4 protein-coding genes are annotated in these 5,887 nt (G+C 60.3%); 2 read left to right on the top strand and 2 right to left on the bottom strand.

Translation table 11 applies throughout. The features are described from left to right. Positions 1-159: 159 nt before the first annotated feature. Together M5B97_RS27480 and M5B97_RS27475 are read right to left on the bottom strand one after the other, a co-directional pair. Positions 160-372: a hypothetical protein gene (locus tag M5B97_RS27480; RefSeq protein WP_248733230.1), complete on the bottom strand. Its 213-nt coding sequence runs from the start codon at positions 370-372 to the stop codon at positions 160-162. Between the two features lie 113 nt (positions 373-485). Next, on the bottom strand, positions 486-1,682 hold the full coding sequence (locus M5B97_RS27475; RefSeq protein WP_248733229.1) for an amino acid aminotransferase: 1,197 nt from the start codon (positions 1,680-1,682) through the stop codon (positions 486-488). 344 nt (positions 1,683-2,026) lie between these two features. Between M5B97_RS27475 and uvrB the strand changes: the two genes are divergently transcribed. Together uvrB and gltX are read left to right on the top strand one after the other, a co-directional pair. Then, positions 2,027-4,042 carry an excinuclease ABC subunit UvrB gene (uvrB, locus tag M5B97_RS27470; protein WP_248733228.1) on the top strand — a complete coding sequence of 672 codons (2,016 nt, stop codon included), beginning with the start codon at positions 2,027-2,029 and terminating at the stop codon, positions 4,040-4,042. 216 nt (positions 4,043-4,258) lie between these two features. After that, positions 4,259-5,740 carry a glutamate--tRNA ligase gene (gene gltX / locus M5B97_RS27465; RefSeq protein ID WP_248733227.1) on the top strand — a complete coding sequence of 494 codons (1,482 nt, stop codon included), beginning with the start codon at positions 4,259-4,261 and terminating at the stop codon, positions 5,738-5,740. The last annotated feature ends 147 nt before the right edge of the window (positions 5,741-5,887 follow it).

Genomic DNA, 5,887 nt, shown 5'->3' with positions numbered 1-5,887 from the left:
AAACGATAACCTGTGGCGAGGGAGCTTGCTCCCGTTGGACTGCGTAGCAGGCCCAGCCTTTTCAAGCCCCAAGCTGGGACCGCTTCGCGACCCCGCCGGAGCAAGCCCCCTCGTCACAGTGACTATGCTCCTCCTTAACTGACTGGCATTTCGATTTCATCAGCCGCCGAACTGCAGCGTGCCCATGGCCAGCTTTGCCATCAGTGCCGTGGCGCCCAGTTGCACCAACCACAATGCCAGCCCACCCAAAAACACCCCCAGCGCTACTTGCAGTACGAGGCTCTTCTGCTGCTTGGCGCGCGGCGCGCGCGGTGGGGTGTAGTCGTCCAGTTCATCGCGATCTGCGCGCAGGTCCAGGTCATCGTTTCTCATGGGGCTCTCACAGCAAAGGGGCAGTTGGGTTCAGTCTAGGAGCTGGATACGAAAGAGGGGAAGCCATTGGCTTCCCCTCTTTTGCAACGGCTGCTCATGCAACGGCTGCAGGCTTACAGCACCTGAACGATTGCCTTTGTGACCGCGTCAATGTTCGACTGGTTCAACGCCGCCACACAGATGCGCCCGGTGTCCAGCGCGTAGATGCCAAACTCGTTGCGCAGGCGGGTGACTTGCTCAACGGTCAGGCCGGAGTAGGAGAACATCCCGCGCTGGCGACCAACGAAGCTGAAGTCATGGCCTGGAGCAGCCTTGGCCAGGTCGGCGACCATCTGCTCACGCATGCCCCGGATGCGCAGGCGCATTTCGCCCAATTCGGCTTCCCACTGGGCGCGCAGTTCCGGGTTGTTCAGCACCGCTGCCACGATGGCTGCGCCGTGGGTCGGCGGGTTGGAGTAGTTGGTGCGGATCACGCGCTTGACCTGGGACAGGATGCGCGCGCTTTCTTCCTTGGACTCACCAACAATCGACAGCGCGCCTACGCGTTCGCCGTACAGGGAGAACGATTTGGAGAACGAGCTGGACACAAAGAAGGTCAGGCCCGACTCGGCAAACAGGCGCACCGCCGCGGCATCTTCGTGGATACCGTCGCCAAAGCCCTGGTAGGCCATGTCGAGGAACGGCACCAGGTTTTTGGCCTTGACCACGTCCAGCACGTTCTGCCAGTCGGCCGGGCTCAGGTCGACACCGGTCGGGTTGTGGCAGCAGGCGTGGAGTACCACGATCGACTGTGGCGGCAGGGCGTTGAGGTCTTCAAGGAGGCCAGCGCGGTTCACATCGTGGGTGGCGGCGTCGTAGTAGCGGTAGTTCTGCACCGGGAAACCGGCGGTTTCGAACAGGGCGCGGTGGTTTTCCCAGCTTGGGTCGCTGATGGCGACGACGGCGTTGGGCAGCAATTGCTTGAGGAAGTCGGCGCCGATCTTCAGGGCGCCGGTGCCGCCGACGGCCTGTACGGTGACCACACGGCCGGCGTTCAGCAGCGCGGATTCTGCGCCGAACAGCAGGGTTTGTACGGCTTTGTCATAAGCTGCGATGCCATCGATAGGCAAGTAGCCGCGGGCGGCGTGTTGCGCCACGCGAATGGCTTCCGCTTCGGCAACGGCACGCAAGAGTGGAATCTTCCCCTCCTCGTTGCAGTAAACGCCCACGCCAAGGTTGACCTTGGTGGTTCGTGTATCGGCGTTGAATGCTTCGTTGAGGCCCAGGATAGGATCGCGTGGTGCCATTTCGACAGCGGAGAACAGGCTCATTTTTGCGGCAGCTCTATGGGGGAAGGGAGGGACGTGTCGCGCTCCAGCCGAAGGCACTAGAGCGGTGCACAAACGGGGAGCTAGTATAGAGGCCATCACCGCTTGAGGCGACAACCGAAACGGCTTTTCGGCCAAGTTTTTCGGTTTATTTGTTGACCGTTAGTCTTATTGCAACATTGATCCTGAAGGGCAGGTAGGACGATTGCCTTGAAACCCGTCACATTCGCCACCAGTTCTATGGCTATCATGGTCTTTTCCTACTACCCGCACTGAATCTTCGCGGATGGTGGTCTATTTCGTCCTCGACGGGTTTACAGTCTGGGGGTGACTTCACGAGGTACGTTATGTCGGATTTCCAACTCGTCACCCGCTTTGAACCCGCCGGCGATCAGCCGGAAGCCATTCGCCAGATGGTCGAGGGTATCGAGGCCGGCTTGGCGCACCAGACGCTGCTCGGGGTAACCGGTTCGGGCAAGACGTTCAGCATCGCCAACGTAATCGCCCAGATCAACCGTCCGACCTTGGTGCTGGCACCCAACAAGACCCTGGCCGCGCAACTGTACGGCGAGTTCAAGGCGTTCTTCCCGAACAATGCGGTGGAGTACTTCGTTTCCTACTACGACTACTACCAGCCCGAAGCCTACGTGCCGTCGTCCGACACCTTCATTGAGAAGGATGCGTCGATCAACGACCACATCGAACAGATGCGGTTATCGGCGACCAAGGCTTTGCTGGAGCGCAAGGACGCGATCATCGTTACGACGGTGTCGTGCATCTACGGCTTGGGCAGCCCGGAAACCTATCTGAAGATGGTGCTGCACGTCGACCGCGGCGACAAACTCGACCAGCGCGAACTGCTACGCCGCCTGGCCAGCTTGCAGTACACCCGTAACGACATGGACTTTGCCCGCGCCACCTTTCGCGTGCGCGGCGATGTGATCGACATCTACCCGGCCGAATCCGACCTGGAAGCGATCCGCATCGAGCTGTTTGACGACGAAGTCGAGAGCCTGTCGGCTTTCGACCCGTTGACCGGCGAGGTGATCCGCAAGCTGCCGCGTTTCACCTTTTATCCGAAGAGCCACTACGTGACTCCGCGTGAAACCCTGATGGGCGCCGTCGAGGGTATCAAGGTGGAGCTGGCTGAGCGCCTGGAGTACCTGCGCGCCAATAACAAACTGGTGGAGGCCCAGCGCCTGGAGCAGCGCACCCGCTTCGACCTGGAGATGATCCTGGAGCTGGGTTACTGCAACGGTATCGAAAACTACTCGCGCTACCTGTCGGGCCGCGAATCCGGTGCGCCGCCGCCGACCCTCTACGATTACCTGCCGCCAGACGCGTTGCTGGTGATCGATGAGTCCCACGTCAGCGTGCCGCAGGTTGGCGCCATGTATAAGGGCGACCGTTCGCGTAAAGAAACGTTGGTAGAGTACGGGTTCCGCTTGCCTTCGGCGCTGGATAACCGGCCGATGCGCTTTGATGAATGGGAGGCCATCAGCCCGCAGACCATCTTTGTATCCGCTACGCCGGGCAACTACGAGGCCGAGCATGCCGGCCGCGTGGTCGAACAGGTGGTCAGGCCAACGGGCCTGGTTGACCCGCAGGTGGAAATCCGTCCGGCGTTGACCCAGGTGGACGACCTGCTGTCGGAAATCGGCAAGCGCGTGGCCCTGGAAGAGCGGGTGCTGGTGACCACGTTGACCAAGCGCATGGCCGAAGACCTGACCGACTACCTGGCCGACCACGGCGTGCGCGTGCGCTACCTGCACTCGGACATCGACACCGTGGAGCGCGTGGAAATCATCCGTGACCTGCGCCTGGGCACCTTTGATGTGCTGGTGGGCATCAACCTGCTGCGTGAAGGCCTGGATATGCCGGAAGTGTCGCTGGTGGCGATCCTGGATGCCGACAAGGAGGGCTTCCTGCGTTCGGAACGCTCGTTGATCCAGACCATCGGCCGCGCCGCGCGTAACCTCAATGGCCGTGCGATCCTTTACGCCGACCGCATCACCGGCTCCATGGAGCGGGCGATTGGCGAGACCGAACGTCGTCGCGACAAGCAGATAGCCTTCAACCTGGCCAACGGCATTACGCCCAAGGGTGTGTTCAAGGACGTCGCGGACATCATGGAAGGCGCCACTGTGCCCGGCTCGCGCAGCAAGAAGCGCAAGGGTATGGCCAAGGCTGCCGAGGAAAGCGCCAAGTACGAGAACGAACTGCGTTCGCCGAGTGAGATCACCAAGCGTATCCGGCAGTTGGAAGAGAAGATGTACCAACTGGCGCGGGATCTGGAGTTTGAGGCGGCGGCGCAGACGCGGGATGAAATTGGCAAGTTGCGTGAGCGGTTGCTGGCGGTTTGAGGTGATGTGACCGTGCGGGCCTCTTCGCGAGCAAGTCCGCCCCTGCGTCCGAGCGCATTCTCATGTTGGAATCGATCAGATGTGGGGGCCGGCCTGCTCGCGAGTGCAGGCGCCTCGGTCTAGCAGATTCACCCACGCTGGAGCCCAACCACCCCAGGCTGTTACCATTCGCCCCTTGTTTCAATTTTCAGTTTTATCGCCCATTCGAGACCTGCCATGACCACCGTCCGCACGCGCATTGCGCCATCGCCTACTGGGGATCCCCACGTCGGCACTGCTTACATCGCCTTGTTCAACTACTGCTTTGCCAAGCAGCACGGTGGTGAATTCATCCTGCGGATCGAAGACACCGACCAACTGCGTTCGACCCGTGAGTCGGAACAGCAGATTTTCGATGCCCTGCGCTGGTTGGGCATCACCTGGGCGGAAGGCCCGGACGTCGGCGGCCCGCATGGTCCGTATCGCCAGAGCGAGCGTAGCGACATCTACAAGCAGTACACCCAGCAGTTGGTCGACATGGGGCATGCTTTCCCATGCTTCTGCACTGCCGAGGAGCTGGACCAGATGCGTGCCGAGCAAATGGCGCGTGGCGAAACCCCGCGCTACGACGGCCGCGCGCTGTTGTTGTCGAAGGAAGAAGTGGCTCAGCGCCTGGCCGCTGGCGAGCCGCACGTCATTCGTATGAAAGTGCCGAGCGAAGGCGTGTGCGTGGTGCCGGACATGCTGCGCGGTGACGTCGAAATTCCGTGGGACCGCATGGACATGCAGGTGCTGATGAAGACCGACGGCTTGCCGACGTACTTCCTGGCCAACGTGGTCGACGACCACCTGATGGGCATCACCCACGTATTGCGTGGTGAAGAATGGCTGCCGTCGGCGCCGAAGCTGATCCTGCTCTACGAATATTTCGGCTGGGAACAACCGCAGCTGTGCTATATGCCGCTGCTGCGTAACCCGGACAAGAGCAAGTTGTCCAAACGCAAGAATCCGACATCGGTGACGTTTTACGAGCGCATGGGCTTCATGCCGGAGGCGATGCTCAACTACCTGGGTCGCATGGGCTGGTCGATGCCGGACGAGCGTGAGAAGTTCTCGCTGCAGGAAATGGTCGACAACTTCGACCTGTCCCGCGTATCCCTGGGTGGACCCATCTTCGATATCGAGAAACTGTCGTGGCTCAATGGCCAGTGGCTGCGTGATCTGCCGGTGGAAGAGTTCGCCAGCCGTGTGCAGCAATGGGCGTTGAATCCCGAGTACATGATGAAGATCGCACCGTTGGTGCAGGGCAGGGTGGAGACGTTCAGCCAGGTTGCACCGCTGGCCAGCTTCTTCTTTGCCGGTGGCGTGAGCCCGGATGCCAAGCTGTTCGAGTCCAAGAAGCTCTCGGGCGATCAGGTTCGCCAATTGATGCAACTGATCTTGTGGAAGCTCGAAAGCCTGCGTCAGTGGGAGAAAGATGCGATTACCGCGACGATCCAGGCCGTGGTTGAATCCCTCGAGCTGAAATTGCGTGATGCCATGCCGCTGATGTTCGCCGCGATCACCGGGCAGGCCAGTTCGGTGTCGGTACTCGATGCGATGGAAATCCTTGGCCCGGACCTCACGCGTTTCCGTCTGCGCCAAGCTCTTGATTTGCTTGGTGGTGTGTCGAAGAAAGAAAACAAAGAGTGGGAAAAGCTGCTGGGCGCTATTGCTTAAGCAGGCTGTTGTAACGACGAAACCCCGGCTTTTCGGGGTTTCGCCGGTAAGTGATTGTTATCCCGGCAAAAAACTTTGGAAATTGTTGAAAATAAATTTGACACACTTCCAAACCGCCATTAAGATTCGCCCCGTCCTCACCGATGA

Source organism: Pseudomonas sp. MWU13-2517 (assembly GCF_023242545.1).
Taxonomy (GTDB): domain Bacteria; phylum Pseudomonadota; class Gammaproteobacteria; order Pseudomonadales; family Pseudomonadaceae; genus Aquipseudomonas.
The sequence above is the reverse complement of the archived record's forward strand: the minus strand, read 5'-3'. Positions and strand labels throughout refer to the sequence as shown.